This is a genomic window from Kribbella sp. CA-294648, from assembly GCF_050943845.1.
Lineage (GTDB): Bacteria > Actinomycetota > Actinomycetes > Propionibacteriales > Kribbellaceae > Kribbella.
Genome location: NZ_CP191981.1, coordinates 4,117,575 through 4,132,474 on the forward strand (window position 1 = coordinate 4,117,575; position 14,900 = coordinate 4,132,474).

Consider the following 14,900-nt stretch of genomic DNA (forward strand, 5'->3'; position numbering starts at 1 on the left):
CTGCTCAGCGGACCTTGTCGAGGTAGGTCTTGAAGACGGTCAGGAACGGCTCCTCGGTGACCACCGCGGTGACCAGCCAGTCCGCGGTGGCCTGGGCCCGGTCGATCACGTCGGCCGGGTAGCCGTACTTGACCTGGTGCTCGGCGAACTCGTCCTCGTCGTCGACGTAGATCGAGCCGTCGCGCTTGCGGACGACGTCCAGGTCGAGGTCGATCATCGTGAACAGGTCGTCGCCGAACTCGACCGGTGTGGTCACGTCGATGTAGACCTCGGTCGAGCGCGGCTCGTCGTTGAAGAGCGCGGTGAACCAGCCGTCCCGCGGGAACAGCTGGACGTGGGCCTGCTCCTGCGTCACCACCGGCTCGTCGCCGCGCTGGGACACCGAGTTCGGCGGGGCACCCAGCCAGACGCCGTACTGGTCCTCGCCGAGGTAGCGCATCCACTGGTGCCAGTGGAGCTTCTCGTCGTACTTGCGATAGACCACCCGGACGTTCCGCATGCGGTCACCGTACCGGTGCGACCGGTCACGCCGAGGCTGGAATATCGTGACCGGCATGCAGCGGATGCTGGTCACCGGCGGCGCCGGATTCATCGGGTCGAACTTCGTGCACGACACCGTGCGGAGGTTTCCTGAGGTTGCGGTCACCGTGCTCGACGCGCTCACGTACGCCGGGAGCCAGCGCAACCTCGATCCGGTGTCGGACCGGATCACCTTCGTCCACGGCGACATCTGCGACGCGCCGCTGATCGACGGATTGGTCCAGGCCACCGACGTGGTCGTGCACTTCGCGGCGGAGTCGCACGTCGACAACTCGCTGAACGACCCGTCCCCGTTCGTCCGCACCAACATCCTCGGCACCTTCACGCTGCTGGAAGCCGTACGCCGGTACGACAAGCGCCTGCACCACATCTCCACCGACGAGGTCTTCGGCGACCTCCCGCTCGACTCGGACGAACAGTTCACCGAGGAGACGGCGTACGACCCGTCCAGCCCGTACTCCGCCAGCAAGGCGAGCTCCGACCTGCTGGTCCGCGCCTGGGTCCGCTCGTACGGCGTACAGGCCACCATCTCCAACTGCGCCAACAACTACGGCCCGTACCAGCACGTCGAGAAACTCATCCCACGCCAGATCACCAACGTGCTGCTCGGCGACAGACCCAAGCTGTACGGCGCCGGCGACAACGTCCGCGAATGGACCCACGTCGACGACCACAACGAGGCGGTGCACCGCATCATGGCGGCCGGCCGGATCGGCGAGACCTACCTGATCGGTTCGGGCGACGAACGCAGCAACCGGCAGATCATCGAGAAGATCCTCACCCTGATGGGCCACCCCGCCGACGCCTACGACCACGTCCCCGACCGCCCCGGCCACGACCTGCGCTACTCCAACAACACCACCAAACTCCGCACCGAACTCGGCTGGCACCCCAGCTACGACTTCGACACCGGCCTGACCGCCACCATCACCTGGTACCGCGAAAACCCCACCTGGTGGAAACCCTCCAAATCCACCACAGAAGCCAAATACAAACTCCTCGGCCGCTGACCCACCGCCGCCGTACTCACTGGGTGGTGGGGAGCGAGCGAAGCTTCTCCAGGTAGGTCTGGTACGTCGTGGTGAAGGGTTCGGAGACCGCGATGTTGGCTACTACCCAGGCGCAGGTGGCTTGGGCGGTGGCTACTACCTGGGGTGGGTAGTTGTAGAGCTTCTGGTGGATCAGGAACTCGTCTTCGTCCATCACCTTGATGGTGCCGTCTCGGAGCAGGCGGACGTCGAGGTCCAGGTCGACCGCCGTGACCGAGTCGACGCCGAAGACCGGGGGCATGGTGATGTCGCAGTAGATGCGGGTGAGGTGAGGCTCGTCGTTGAAGAGGGCGCTCCACCACTGGCCGCGTGGGTAGAGGCGGACTCGGTGGTGGTCGATGGTGACCCAGGTGCCGTCGGCGCGCTGGCCTCTCGAGCCGGGGAGGGAGCCGACCCAGAGGCCGTGGTCGTCCTCACCGAGGTTGATGGACTCCAGCAGACGGTGCGGCGTCCCGTCGTACTTGCAGAACAGGGTCCTCACTGTGTCCATACTTCTCCCACCCCACCGCCCCGGTCTGGGTCCATACCGATCACATTAGGTGAGGCCGACATCACAAGCGAGCAAGGCGCTCCCGGGAGCGTGCTGGAGTGTGAGAAACGCATCGTGACGGCTGCCGGGTTCGGTTTCGTCGCTGTCCGTGCATAGACTCAAGCGTTCGAGGACAACCTGCGGAGGAGCTCGATGGGCGTGCTGGAGACGGTCGGAGGGCCGGCGGACCTCAAACGGATGACCGAGTCCCAGTTGCGTGAGCTGGCGTCGGAGATCCGCGACGTACTGGTCGAGACCGTGTCGCGGACCGGTGGCCATCTCGGGCCGAACCTGGGCATGGTCGAGATCACGCTGGCCATGCACCGCGCGTTCGACTCGCCGCGGGACCGGCTGATCTACGACACCGGGCACCAGACGTACGTCCACAAGCTGCTCACCGGCCGGGCGGCCGAGTTCGGCTCCCTGCGCCAGGAGGGTGGCCTCTCGGGGTACCCGAGCCAGGCCGAGTCCGAGCACGACATCGTCGAGAACAGCCACGCGTCGACCTCGCTGTCGTACGCCGACGGGCTGGCCAAGGCGTACCGGCTGCGCGGCGAGGACCGCCATGTCGTCGCGCTGATCGGCGACGGTGGCCTGACCGGCGGGATGGCCTGGGAGGCGCTCAACAACATCGCCGCGGCCAAGGACCTCAAGCTCGTCATCATCGTCAACGACAACGGCCGCTCCTACAGCCCGACCGTCGGCGGGCTGGCCACCCACCTGACCAGCCTGCGGGTCAATCCGCGGTACGAGAAGATCCTCGACCTGGTCAAGAAGAACCTCGGCCGGACGCCGTACGTCGGCCCGCCGATGTACGAGGTGCTGCACGGGGTGAAGAAGGGCCTCAAGGACGTGCTCGCCCCGCAGGGAATGTTCGAGGACCTCGGCCTCAAGTACGTCGGCCCGGTGGACGGTCACGACCGGGAGGCGATGGAGGACGCGCTCACCAAGGCGAAGGCGTTCGGCGGCCCGGTGATCGTGCACGCGGTCACCCAGAAGGGCTTCGGGTACGCCGCTGCCGAGCAGGACGAGGAGGACAACTTCCACCAGGTCCGGCCGAAGAACAAGCCGCGCGGCTGGACCGACGTGTTCGCCGAGGAGCTCGTCCAGATCGGGCACCGCCGGCCGGACGTGGTCGCGATCACCGCCGCGATGCTGCACCCGACCGGCCTGGCCGCGTTCGCGCAGGAGTTCCCCGACCGCATCTTCGACGTCGGCATCGCCGAGCAGCACGCGGTCACCAGCGCCGCCGGCCTCGCGATGGGCGGGCTGCACCCGGTGGTCGGCCTGTACGCGACCTTCCTCAACCGTGCCTTCGACCAGTTGCTGCTCGATGTCGCGCTGCACAAGTGCGGTGTCACCTTCGTGCTCGACCGGGCCGGTGTCACCGGTGACGACGGCGCGAGCCACAACGGCATGTGGGACATGTCGCTGCTGCAGGTCGTGCCGGGGCTCCGGCTGGCCGCGCCGCGCGACGGCGCCCGCGTGATCGAGCTGCTGAACGAGGCCATCCAGGTCGACGACGCCCCGACCGTACTGCGGTACGCGAAGGGTGAGGTGTTCCCCGACATCGACGCGATCGACCGCGTCGGCGGGTGCGACGTGCTGGTCCGGACCGGTACCGACGTCCTGCTGATCGGGATCGGCTCGATGGCCGCGACCGCGGTGGACGTGGCCGGACGCCTGCAGGCACAGGGATTCGGCGTCACCGTGGTCGACCCGCGCTGGGTCAAGCCGGTCGATCCGAAGCTGATCGAGCTGGCCGGCAAGCACAAGTTCGTCGTCACGATCGAGGACAACGGCCGGGCCGGTGGCTGTGGCGCCGCGATCTCCCAGGCGCTGCGCGACGCCGGTGTCACCACCCCGGTCCGCGACTTCGGCATCCCGCAGGAGTTCCTCGAGCACGCCAAGCGCGACGCGGTCCTGCAGCAGATCGGCCTGACCGGTCAAGGGCTGGCCCGGGACGTGATCGAGATGATCGCCAAGCATCAAGGGGACGCGATCAGCAGTGAGTCAGACACAGCGAGCGGCAGGCCGGGCGGCGCCTGACGGGGGACCGGCGAGGGGGCGTCACTCCGCGGCTCCCCGGCGGTATCGGCTCTGGCCGGTGCTGCTGTCGCTGGTCCTGGTCGCCGGTGCTGTCGCCGGTGGTCTTGCCCTGCACCGGTCCGGTGCGGGCACGGCCGGACAGACAGGCGTCACCACGCCGCGGACGACCGGCCCGGCGGAGGTCGACGAGACGGCTCGTGCGGCCGGCGTGAACAAGGTGCTGGTACGCCGTGCCCAGGCGGTCCGCGAGAACGATCCGGCCGAGTTCCTGCGCGACGTCGATACCGCGAACAAGAAGCTGGTCGCCCGGCAGAAGATGCTGTTCGCGAACCTTCAGCAGTTCGGCTTCCAGAGCCTGCGCTTCGACCAGCTCAGGGAACAGTTCGACCAGCGGCTGGTCGACAAGTACGGCCCGTCGACGTACCTGGTCGGGGTGGCGATGACGTACCAGATCACCGGGATCGACCCCCAGCCGGTCCGGACGATGCTCGGCTACACCTTCACGCAGAAGACCGACGGCAGCTGGTTGCTGGTTTCGGACTCGGACATGGATCATCTGCTTCCGCGCGGCTCCCACCAAGAGGCCTGGGATCTCGGCGAGGTGCTGGTGAAGCGGGCGCCACGAGTCCTGATCGTGGTCGAGCGCGACCAGGCGAAGCTCGCCGGCGCGCTGGCCACCAAGGCGGTCAGCGCAGTAAAGGCTGTCAGTAGGAGTTGGCCGGGTGGCTGGACCGGCTCCGGGGTGGTGATCGCGCTGGACGACAAGGTGGTCCGGGGCGCCGACTACACAGTGCCGAAGAACGCCGAGGACGCGTTGGCGATGGCGACCTGGGTCTACCGGACGTTGCCGGGCGAGAAGACGGCGATGGGAGAGCGGGCCGACTCGTACGTCGTGATCAACCCGCGCAACCGGGCCAAGGTGGACGCGCGCACGCTGGCTCACGAGTTCACGCACGTCGCCAGCGCGTCGTACGGGGCCTATGCGCCGCGCTGGCTGGTGGAGGGGGCGGCGACGTACGTCGAGTTCCTGCCGATGGACGGCGCCAAGGATCTTGCCCTCGACAAGTACCGCGTGGAGGTCAGGTCGCTGTACCTCGCGAAGGCGAAGGCGTTGCCGGCCGACGAGGTGTTCTTCAAGAACTCGGGCAGTTCGTACCCGCTGTCCTGGCTGGCCGTCGACTACTTGTTCACCAAGTACGGCGGCATCGAGGTCGGCACGCTCTACCAGGAACTGGCCGCCCTCGGCTCGACCCAGGCCGAACGCAACCGCATCATGCTCGAACACCTCGGCCTCACCGAAAAAGCCCTCTTCCAAGCCCTCCGCGCGGCGGCCTAACCTGAGAAGTGTCGCTCCCACCGGACCCGCGGGGCATTTGTTGCAGTACGTCAGGAGGTCTGTACGGCGTGTCGGTGGTGGATCTGGCTGGAGCGAGTAGGGTAGCCGGGCTGTGACAGACGGGCGGACCGGAGGAATCGACCCGACGTGAGTTCGACACCACCTAGCGCCGCCCCGCCCGGCGCTGAGGTTTCGCCCCACGGGCCCCGCCGCTGGCTGGGCCTGCTGATTGCCGTGGCCGTGGTCTCGGCCGGGGTTGTCTACGCGGTCGAGGACCGTGAGCGGGATGCCCGGGCCAGGCCTGTCGCGCCCTTGACCACGCCGCCGGTGAGCCAGCCGAACCAGGGGACCAAGCCGCCTTCGAAGACGGCTGCCGCGGTGGCTGCCCGGCGGATGGCTGTCGACACGATTCTGCTGCGCAGGGCGAAGGCTGTGCGGATCGTCGACGAGCGGATGTTCTTGCAGGACGTCGATCCGGCGAACAAGAAGCTTCGGCAGGCGCAGAAGGTGCTGTTCGCCAACCTGGTCGAGCTCAGCCTGCAGGAGATCGGCTACAGCCAGGCCGAGGAGCGGTTCGACCAGGCCGCGGTCCGCGAGCACGGCTCCTCGGCGTACCTGGTGCGGGTGCTGATGCGCTACCAGATCCCGGGCGTCGACATGACGCCGGTGACCACCGAGCTCGGCTACACCTTCGTGCAGCGTGCCGGTCGCTGGGTGATGGCCGACGACAACGACCTGGACGAGGATCTCGGTCCGGGCGCGCACCAGGAGCCCTGGGACCTCGGCCGGTTCGAGGTGCATCGGGCGCCGCGGGTGCTCGTGCTGGTCAACAAGGGCGACACCAGGAGCGGCCGCGCGATCGTCGAGGAGGCGAAGGAAGCGCTGACCGAGGTCACCGCCTACTGGCCGCGCAAGTGGCGTGGTTCGGTGCTGATCGCGGCGCTGGACGACACCGAGGTCCGGGACGCGCGGTTCGCCGACGAGGACATCGAGTCGGCCGCCAGCGCCGGGTCGACCTTCTCGTCGCTGCCCGGTCAGGACACCGCCGACGGTACCGTGGCCGGCGCCTACATCGTGATCAACCCGAAGGAACGCGAGCGCGTCGACGAGATCCTGCTGTCGCACGAGATCACCCATGTGGCGACCGCGGACCTCGGCGGCTACGAGCCGTTGTGGCTGGCCGAGGGCGCCGCGGAGTACGTCTCGTGGCGCGGCATCGAAGCGATCAGCGGACCGGGCGAGGTCGCGAAGTGGGAGCAGGAAGTCATCGACGAGGCGCTGCCGCAGCTCACCGCCCTGCCCTCGGATGCCGGCTTCTACCAGAGCAGCGCCGACGTGTACGGCGTGAGCTGGCTGGCCGTCCGCTTCCTGGTGAAGCGGCTCGGGCTGACCGCCGTCGCGGACCTGTACGAGGATCTGGCCCGGCACGGAACCGACCAGGCCGCGCGCGACCGGATCCTGTTGACCCGCACCGGATTCACCGAAGCGACGCTGTGGATCTACCTCAAGGAGTACGTCCCGCAACGCTGAGTGGCGGTTTGACCTCGTGCCGTCAGGCGGGCAGGCTCGGAGCGTTCCGTCCGAGTACGAGGAGGCGTACAGATGAGTCTGTTGCGAACGAAGACGATCGAGCAGTCGATCGCGGACACCGACGAGCCGGAGTACCAGCTCAAGAAACGCCTCACCGCCCTTGACCTCACCGTCTTCGGCATCGGCGTCATCATCGGCGCCGGGATCTTCACCCTGACCGGCCGGGCCGCCAAGGCCTACGCGGGTCCGGGCATCGCGTTGTCGTTCGTGCTGGCGGCGATCTGTTGCGCCCTGGCGGCGTTGTGTTACGCGGAGTTCTCGTCGACGGTGCCGGTGTCGGGTTCGGCGTACACGTTCTCGTACTTCTCCCTCGGCGAGATCTTCGCCTGGATCATCGGCTGGGACCTGCTGCTCGAGTTGATGCTCGGAGCAAGTGTGGTGGCGCAGGGCTGGTCGTCGTACGCCGCGTTGTTCCTGGAACAGATCGGGCTCGGCTGGCCGGAGTCGATCGGGCCGGACAGCGACGTGAACGTGCTGGCGATGCTGCTGGTGCTCGTGCTGGCGACGCTGGCGACGATCGGCATCAAGGAGTCGCTGCGGGTCAACCTGGTGCTGGTCGCGGTGAAGCTGTTCGTGGTGCTGTTCGTGATCATCGCCGGGCTGTTCTACATCAAGGGCTCGAACCTGACCCCGTTCATCCCGCCGGGTGTGCCGACCGAGACCGGTGAGGTGACGATCACCACCCCGTTGTTCCAGGCGCTGTTCGGGATCGCGCCGTCGACCTTCGGGGTGATGGGCCTGGTGTCCGGTGCGTCGCTGGTGTTCTTCGCGTTCATCGGCTTCGACGTGGTCGCGACGACCGCGGAGGAGGCCAAGAACCCGCAGCGCGACCTGCCCCGCGGCATCATCGGGTCGCTGGCGATCTGCACGGTGCTCTACGTGCTGGTCTGCATCGTGATCACCGGCATGGTCAAGTACACCGACATCCACAGTGAGGCCGCGCTGGCGGAGGCGTTCCGCTCGGTCGGCCGGCCCGGCTTCGCGACGCTGATCTCCGCCGGTGCGGTGGCCGGTCTGACCACCGTCGTGCTGACACTGATGATCGGCGCCGCGCGGGTGCTGTTCGCGATGAGCCGCGACCACCTGGTGCCGGCCAAGATCGGCAAGACGCACGCGAAGTTCGGTACGCCGTACCGGCTGACGATCGGCATCGGCGTGTTGGTCGCCCTGGTGGCCGGGCTGACCCCGATCGGCAAGCTGGAGGAGATGGTGAACATCGGCACGCTGGCCGCGTTCACCATGGTCGCGATCGCGGTTCCGTTGCTGCGTCGCAGCCGGCCGGACGTTCCGCGCTCGTTCCGGGTGCCCGGCAACCCGGTGGTGCCGCTGCTGGCCGCGGCGATCTGCATCTACCTGATGCTGAACCTGACCCTGGAGACCTGGCTGCGGTTCGGCATCTGGATGGCCCTCGGCTTCGCCATCTACTTCGTCTACGGCTACCGCAAGAGCCGGGTCGGCCACACCGAGCGCACGGGCGAGAGCACCTCGGCGTAGAACCCGGACCAGCGCAATCGCGAAGGCGCCTCCGAAGCTGTCCTGCACAACGCCCTCCCATCAGGCGATTTGGCGGGTAGTATCCGTCCGGCCAGGACCGGGGTGGGCAAGGAGCAGGACATGGTGATGCAGCGGGGGCGCCTTCTGGCGGGCGCGGCTGCGCTTGTGCTGGCGGCAGCCACGGGGACTGTTGTCGCGACCAGGTGGGACGACGGCACCGCACCCGGTGGGTCGGCGTCCGCGGTCGAGGGGGCCGCCCGGGCTCAGGCGCAGGAAGCTTCGCCGAAGGCGCGCAAGGCGGCGCTCGACGCGATCCTGGCCACGCGGGCGACGGCGGTACTGCGCGGTGATCTCAAAGGGTTCCTGGCCTCGGTCGACCCGCAGCAGCCGAAGTTCGTGGCCGAGCAGCGGGTGTTGTTCGGCAACCTCCGGCAGTTCCGGTTCACCACGCTGCGGTACTTCGTGGCCGACGAGCGGCTGGCGCCGACGATGGAGGAGAAGTTCGGCAAGACCGCCTTCTCCACCCGGGTGATGATGCGCTACCAGCTGTCCGAGCTCGATCCCCGGCCGGTGCAGACCGATCTCGGCTACACGTTCGTGGCCCGGGCCGGCCGCTGGATCCTGGTCGCGGACGACGCGATCGAGGAGACACTGAGTGAGGACGGGCACCGCCAGCCCTGGGACTTCCAGCCGATCACCGTGCTCCGTCGCGGCCGGGTGGTCGTGGTGGTGGACAAGACCGAGGCCGCGCTCGGCCAGAAGATCGCCGGGGTGTCCCAAACCGCGGTTGGCGCCGTACGCCGGCACTGGCCGCGACCCTGGAACGGCGCGGTGATGGTGGTGGCGATGTCCGAGCCCCGGGTGATGTCGCTGCTCTGGACGACCGGCACGGGCAAAGGCTGGACCATCGCGGCGAAGGCGGTCACCCTGTACGACGGTGAGCCGCTGACCACGCAGACCGCGGCTCCCGTCGGCAGCCGGATCGTGATCAACCCGGCCGTGCGCAAGGATCTGGAAGAGGACCTGCTGGTGCACGAGATGACGCATGTCGCGACCGTGCCGATCGGCGTGCGGGCGCCGGTCTGGCTGGTCGAGGGCGTCGCTGAGTACGTGCGCTGTCGGTCGATCGAGGACGACCCACGGTGGACCGTCGATCCGTATCGAAAGACGGTCCGGTCGAAGTACCTGGCGTCGATGAAGGTGCTGCCCGGCGACGCGGAGTTCGACGCGAACGGGGACCGGTCGTACGGGCAGTCCTGGTGGGCGGCGGAGTACCTGGTGTCGACCGAGGGTGTGAAGGGGATGGCGGCGCTCTACACCGATCTCGCGCTGCACAACACCGGGCCGTCGTCGTACGCCGCGATCGTCAAGAAACACACGGGGAAGACGCCGGCCCAGCTGGTGGCGGCGGTGAAGAAGTTCAGGTCCTAGTCCTCGATCGGCGGCAGCGCCTGGCGGACGACGACCAGGCCGAACAGCACGATGGTGAGCGCGTGCACGACCGTGCACCACAGGCAGATGGCGTCGATCTGGAACAGCTCCGCCCAGATCAGGTAGAGGACGAAGACGACTCCGGCGGCAACCGCGGCCAGCCGAAGCCAGCTGGGCCACGGCGACGTCGTACGCCAGAGCGGCGGCAGGGAAAGCACGGTCATCGCGGCGAAGAACCCGAGCCCGAGCAGCGCGACCGGGATGCCGAGGAGCTTCGAGTACTCGCTGCTGATCACCTTGCCGCAGTTGACCACGCCGGTGTTGGGGCAGGCGAGGGTCGTGCCCGCCGTGAAGTGCTCATAGGTCAGGTACGCCGCGACGACGACCCCGGCGACGGACAGGACCAACGTCGTCCAGGGCAGCCAGCCAAGCGGTTTGCGGGTGGCGGTCTCGCTCACTTGGTCAGCCCTCACTTGGTCAGCTCCGCCCGAGTTTGCCGGCGGCCGTCTTGACCGCGTCCGTCGAACACACGGCCGCCGGCTGGTTCTTGGTGAGCTGGCACAGGGCGGCGGTGTAGACGTTCGCCGAGCCGTCGATGGCCTGCGCGATCGGGTTCGCCGGGTCCTTGAGGGCGTTCGCGATCTCGCTCTGGGTCTTGCCGGCCAGCACCTCGGGGGTGAACGTCGCGCCGGCGTTGGCGAACTGCCCGCCCAGGTCGACGAACGGGATCGACCCCGAGCTCTTCACGTACGGCGGCTGGTTGAACGTGTCGAAGGTCTTCTGATCCTCCGGCGTCAGCTTGTCCAGCGGGGCGTACCGGCCGTTGACCTCTTCGTTGGTGGTCGTTTCGACCCCGGTGAAGGCGAGGTACTTGCTGGTGTAGGTCGAGCCGTGGAACGAGAGCGATGCGGTGTTGGGGTAGACGTCGGCAGCCGCCGAGTGGGTCGTGCCGAGGTTGCTGAAGGTGCCGAACCGGGACAGCGCGACCGTGACGGGCCAGCGCTCCGCGGCGCAGTACGGGCAGAACTCGGCGCCGACGTACAGGACCTTGGGTTTGCCGTCGGGGGAGAGCAGGTGCGGAGCGGTGATGGCTGCCGGCGCAGCCTGTACTCCGTCGCTGCCGACGGCCGCGAAGGTCTCGGCCGGGATACTCGCCAGCGTGGAGATCAGGTTGCTGTCGGCCGACCCGGACGGCTCGGCAGCGGTCTCCTTCTTGCCACCGCCGGCGAGTCGCACGGCGACCAGCCCGCCGATGACGACGAGGACCACCGCAACAGCCCCTACGGCCAGCAGCAGTCGCCGGCGACGCTCAGCCCGCAACTGCGTGGCATGCAACGCCGCCGCCTTCTCGCGAGCCTGAGACTTCTGTTCCGCATGCTTGCTCATGTTCTCCCCAGTTCGTCACGTCCACCAGGGACAACTGGTCACCCCGGACGGAAGTTCCGCCCGGTGTGTTGCGAACAGAAGAAGGTTTGCTGGGGGCCGGACCGGGCTTCCGGCGCCGGACCGACCCCCAGCGGATCAGAGTGCCCTGCGGTTAGGCGAGGCCGGCCAGGCCCTTGGGAAGGCTGGCTAGTCCCTCCGGGAGAAAGGGCTTGCCGTTGACCTTTTCGGCGATGCCGCTGCGGTCCAGGTACGGGGTGATGCCGCCGAGGTGGAACGGCCAGCCCGCGCCGAGCAGCAGGCACAGGTCGATGTCCTGGGCTTCCGCGACCACGCCCTCGTCGAGCATGATCTGGATCTCCTCGGCGAGCGCGGTCAGCACCCGGGTGCGCAGCTCCTCAGCGGTGGAGGGCTGGTCGCCGACCGTGACGAGGGCCTCGACCTCCGGGTCGACCGACGGCTTGCCCTCGGCGCTCCAGACGTAGAAGGAACTCTTGCCGGCGGCAACGACCTTGGCGAGGTTCGCGGACACCGCGAACCGCTCCGGGTAGGCGCGGTTCATCGTCTCGGCGACGTGCAGCGCGACCGGCAGGCCGACCAGCTGCAGCAGGACGAACGGCGGCATCGGCAACCCGAGGGCCGACAACGCCTTGTCCGCCTCGGGAATCGGCGTGCCCTCGTCGACCGCCGCGCTGACCTCACCCAGGAAGCGGGTCAGCAGCCGGTTCACCACGAAGGCCGGCGCGTCCTTCACCAGCACGCAGGACTTCTTCAGCTTCTTGCCCACCGCGAACGCCGTCGCCAGCGCGGCGTCGTCGGTCTGGTCGGCGCGGATGATCTCCAGCAGCGGCAGCACCGCGACCGGGTTGAAGAAGTGGAACCCGACGACCCGCTCGGGGTGCTGCAGACCGGCGGCCATCTCGGTGATGGAGAGCGAGCTGGTGTTGGTCGCCAGGATCGCGTCCGGCCGGATGATCTTCTCCAGGTCGGCGAAGATCGTCTTCTTCAGCTGCAGTTCCTCGAAGACCGCCTCGATCACGAAGTCGGCGTCCGCGAAGACCGCACGATCCACCGAGCCGGTGACGAGCGCCTTCAGCTGGTTGGCCTTGTCCGGACGGATCCGGCCCTTGCCCAGCAGCTTGTCGATCTCGCCGTGCACGTAGCCGACGCCGCGGTCCACCCGCTCCTGGTCGAGGTCGGTGAGCACCACCGGCACCTCGAGCCGGCGCACGAACAGCAGCGCCAGCTGACCCGCCATCAGGCCGGCGCCGACGACGCCCACCTTGCTGACCGGGCGGGCGAGCGACTTGTCCGGCGCACCTGCGGGGCGCTTGGCGCGCTTGTTGACCAGGTCGAAGGCGTAGAGGCCGCTGCGCAGCTCCTCGCTCATGATCAGGTCGGCCAGCGCCTCGTCCTCGGCGGCGAAACCGCGATCGCGGTCGTTGTCCTTGGCGGCCGCGATCAGTTCCAGCGCCCGGTACGGCGCGGGCGCCGCGCCACTCACCTTGAGGTCGGCAAAACCCTTGCCTCGGGCAACGGCTGCGTCCCACGCCTCGCCCCGGTCGATCTCCGGCCGCTCGACGGTGATCTCACCGGTCAGCACCTTGCTCGCCCACAACAGCGACTGCTCGAGGAAGTCGGCCGAGTCCAGCAGGACGTCGCCGATGCCGAACTTCACCGCCTCGGGACCGCTGAGCATCTTGTTCTGGTTCAGCGCGTTCTCGACGACGACCTTGACGGCCAAGTCCCCGCCGATCAGGTTCGGCAGCAGGAAGTTGCCGCCCCAGCCCGGCAGCAGACCGAGGAACACCTCGGGCGTCGAGATCATCCCGGCCGCGACGGAGATCGTCCGGTACTGCGCGTGCAGCGCGACCTCGAGCCCGCCGCCGAGCGCCACGCCGTTGACGAACGCGAACGACGGCTTGCCCCCGTCGGTCAGCTTGCGCATCACGCCGTGGCCGATCTTGCCGAGGTTGAGCGCCTGCTCCCGGCCGGCCAGCTTCGGTACGCCGCTCAGGTCCGCGCCCGCCGCCAGGATGAACGGCTTGCCGGTGACGCCGATCGCGACGACGTCCTCACGCGCCAGCGCGGCGTCGATCGCCTTGTTCAGCTCGGCCAGACCCTTGGGGCCGAAGGTGTTCGGCTTGGTGTGGTCGTGGCCGTTGTCGAGGGTGATCAGCGCCATCGTGCCGGCCTTGTTCGGCAGCACGACGTCGCGGCTCGGCGCAAGCGTGACCAACTCGTCGTTCTCGATCGCGAGCGCCTCGTCGATCAGAGCCTGCAGCTCGCTCATGCCTTTGTCCCCTCGAAGTTCGGGTTCTCCCAGATGATGGTGCCGCCCATGCCGAGGCCGACGCACATCGTGGTCAGGCCGTAGCGGACCTCGGGCTTGAGCTCGAACTGCTTGGCCAGCTGGGTCATCAGCCGGATGCCGGACGACGCGAGCGGGTGACCGTACGCGATCGCACCGCCGTACGGGTTGACCCGCGGGTCGTCGTCGGCGATGCCGTAGTGCTCGAGGAAGGCGAGCACCTGGACGGCGAACGCCTCGTTCACCTCGAAGGCCTGGATGTCGTCGATGGTCAGGCCGGCCAGCTTCAGCGCCTTCTCGGTGGCCGGGACCGGGCCGAAGCCCATCACCTCGGGCTCGACGCCGACGAAGCCGTAGGAGACCAGCTTCATCTTCGGCTTCAGGCCGAGCTCCTCGGCCGCTTCGGCCGAGGTGAGCAGCGCCGCGGTGGCGCCGTCGTTGATACCGGCCGAGTTGCCCGCGGTGATCCGGCCGTGCGGACGGAACGGGGTCTTCAGCTTGGCCAGGTCCTCCATCGTGGTGCCCGGGCGCATCGGCTCGTCGGTGGTGGCGAGCCCCCAGCCCTTCTCGGCCGAGCGGATCGCGATCGGTACCAGGTCAGGCTGGATCAGGTCGTTCGCATAAGCCTTGGCCGCGCGCTCCTGGGAGGCGACGGCGAAGGCGTCGGTGCGCTCCTTGGTGATGGAGGGGAACCGGTCGTGCAGGTTCTCGGCGGTGGAGCCCATCACCAGCGCGCTGGTGTCGACCAGCTTCTCGGAGATGATCCGCGGGTTCGGGTCGACGCCCTCGCCCATCGGGTGGCGGCCCATGTGCTCGACGCCACCGGCGATCACCACGTCCTGGGCGCCGAAGGCGATCCCGGACGCGAGGGTGGTGACGGCGGTCAGGGCGCCGGCGCACATCCGGTCGACGGAGTACCCGGGAGTGGTGTTCGGCAGACCGGCCAGCAGGGCCGCGGTCCGGCCGATGGTCAGGCCCTGGTCGCCGATCTGGGTGGTGGCCGCGATGGCGACCTCTTCCACCTTCTCCGGCGGCAGCGACGGGTTGCGCCGGAGAATTTCCCGGATGCACTTGATCACCAGGTCGTCGGCGCGCGTCTCGGCGTACAGGCCGGTGGCCTTGCCGTTTCCGAACGGGGTGCGAACGCCGTCGACGAAAACGACATCGCGGATCTCACGGGGCACGAGG

The 14,900-nt window shown here is 68.3% G+C and carries 12 protein-coding genes; 6 read left to right on the forward strand and 6 right to left on the reverse strand.

All coding sequences use genetic code 11. The features are described 5' to 3' along the window. Positions 1-4: 4 nt before the first annotated feature. Positions 5-499 carry a DUF402 domain-containing protein gene (locus ACQPYM_RS19575; protein ID WP_433022659.1) on the reverse strand — a complete coding sequence of 165 codons (495 nt, stop codon included), beginning with the start codon at positions 497-499 and terminating at the stop codon, positions 5-7. A 55-nt stretch (positions 500-554) separates the two neighbouring features. Between ACQPYM_RS19575 and rfbB the strand changes: the two genes are divergently transcribed. Then, a complete protein-coding gene (gene rfbB / locus ACQPYM_RS19580; RefSeq protein WP_433022661.1) occupies positions 555-1,550 on the forward strand; it encodes a dTDP-glucose 4,6-dehydratase in 996 nt (331 codons plus the stop codon). A gap of 16 nt (positions 1,551-1,566) precedes the next feature. Here rfbB and ACQPYM_RS19585 read toward each other — a convergent pair whose 3' ends face one another. Beyond that, positions 1,567-2,079, reverse strand: a complete 513-nt coding sequence (locus ACQPYM_RS19585) for a DUF402 domain-containing protein (RefSeq protein WP_433022663.1) — start codon at positions 2,077-2,079, stop codon at positions 1,567-1,569. Positions 2,080-2,271: 192 nt separating this feature from the next. Between ACQPYM_RS19585 and dxs the strand changes: the two genes are divergently transcribed. The 5 genes from dxs to ACQPYM_RS19610 all read left to right on the forward strand — a co-directional run bounded on the left by dxs (position 2,272) and on the right by ACQPYM_RS19610 (position 10,018). Next, positions 2,272-4,167, forward strand: a complete 1,896-nt coding sequence (dxs, locus tag ACQPYM_RS19590) for a 1-deoxy-D-xylulose-5-phosphate synthase (protein WP_433022665.1) — start codon at positions 2,272-2,274, stop codon at positions 4,165-4,167. A 58-nt stretch (positions 4,168-4,225) separates the two neighbouring features. After that, on the forward strand, positions 4,226-5,503 hold the full coding sequence (locus tag ACQPYM_RS19595; protein ID WP_433022667.1) for a hypothetical protein: 1,278 nt from the start codon (positions 4,226-4,228) through the stop codon (positions 5,501-5,503). Between the two features lie 147 nt (positions 5,504-5,650). Continuing rightward, the gene (locus ACQPYM_RS19600) at positions 5,651-7,033 is read left to right on the forward strand and encodes a hypothetical protein (protein WP_433022669.1); all 1,383 of its coding nucleotides are present in this window, start codon (positions 5,651-5,653) and stop codon (positions 7,031-7,033) included. A 72-nt stretch (positions 7,034-7,105) separates the two neighbouring features. After that, positions 7,106-8,587 (forward strand): amino acid permease, encoded by a 1,482-nt coding sequence (locus tag ACQPYM_RS19605; RefSeq protein WP_433022671.1) that lies wholly within the window; start codon positions 7,106-7,108, stop codon positions 8,585-8,587. Positions 8,588-8,707: 120 nt separating this feature from the next. Continuing rightward, positions 8,708-10,018, forward strand: a complete 1,311-nt coding sequence (locus ACQPYM_RS19610) for a hypothetical protein (protein WP_433022673.1) — start codon at positions 8,708-8,710, stop codon at positions 10,016-10,018. Here the strand turns inward: ACQPYM_RS19610 and ACQPYM_RS19615 are convergent. The 4 genes from ACQPYM_RS19615 to ACQPYM_RS19630 form a co-directional block, all read right to left on the reverse strand. Continuing rightward, positions 10,015-10,476, reverse strand: a complete 462-nt coding sequence (locus ACQPYM_RS19615; protein ID WP_433022675.1) for a vitamin K epoxide reductase family protein — start codon at positions 10,474-10,476, stop codon at positions 10,015-10,017. The genes ACQPYM_RS19610 and ACQPYM_RS19615 overlap by 4 nt on opposite strands. Before the next feature lie 19 nt (positions 10,477-10,495). Then, complete coding sequence (locus tag ACQPYM_RS19620; RefSeq protein WP_433022677.1) at positions 10,496-11,404, reverse strand: DUF929 family protein; 909 nt, start codon at positions 11,402-11,404, stop codon at positions 10,496-10,498. Between the two features lie 151 nt (positions 11,405-11,555). Further along, positions 11,556-13,694 (reverse strand): 3-hydroxyacyl-CoA dehydrogenase NAD-binding domain-containing protein, encoded by a 2,139-nt coding sequence (locus tag ACQPYM_RS19625; RefSeq protein ID WP_433022679.1) that lies wholly within the window; start codon positions 13,692-13,694, stop codon positions 11,556-11,558. Continuing rightward, entirely contained in the window at positions 13,691-14,896 is a 1,206-nt protein-coding gene (locus ACQPYM_RS19630) for a thiolase family protein (RefSeq protein WP_433022681.1), read from the reverse strand. The genes ACQPYM_RS19625 and ACQPYM_RS19630 overlap by 4 nt, the downstream gene beginning before the upstream one ends. Positions 14,897-14,900 lie beyond the last annotated feature (4 nt).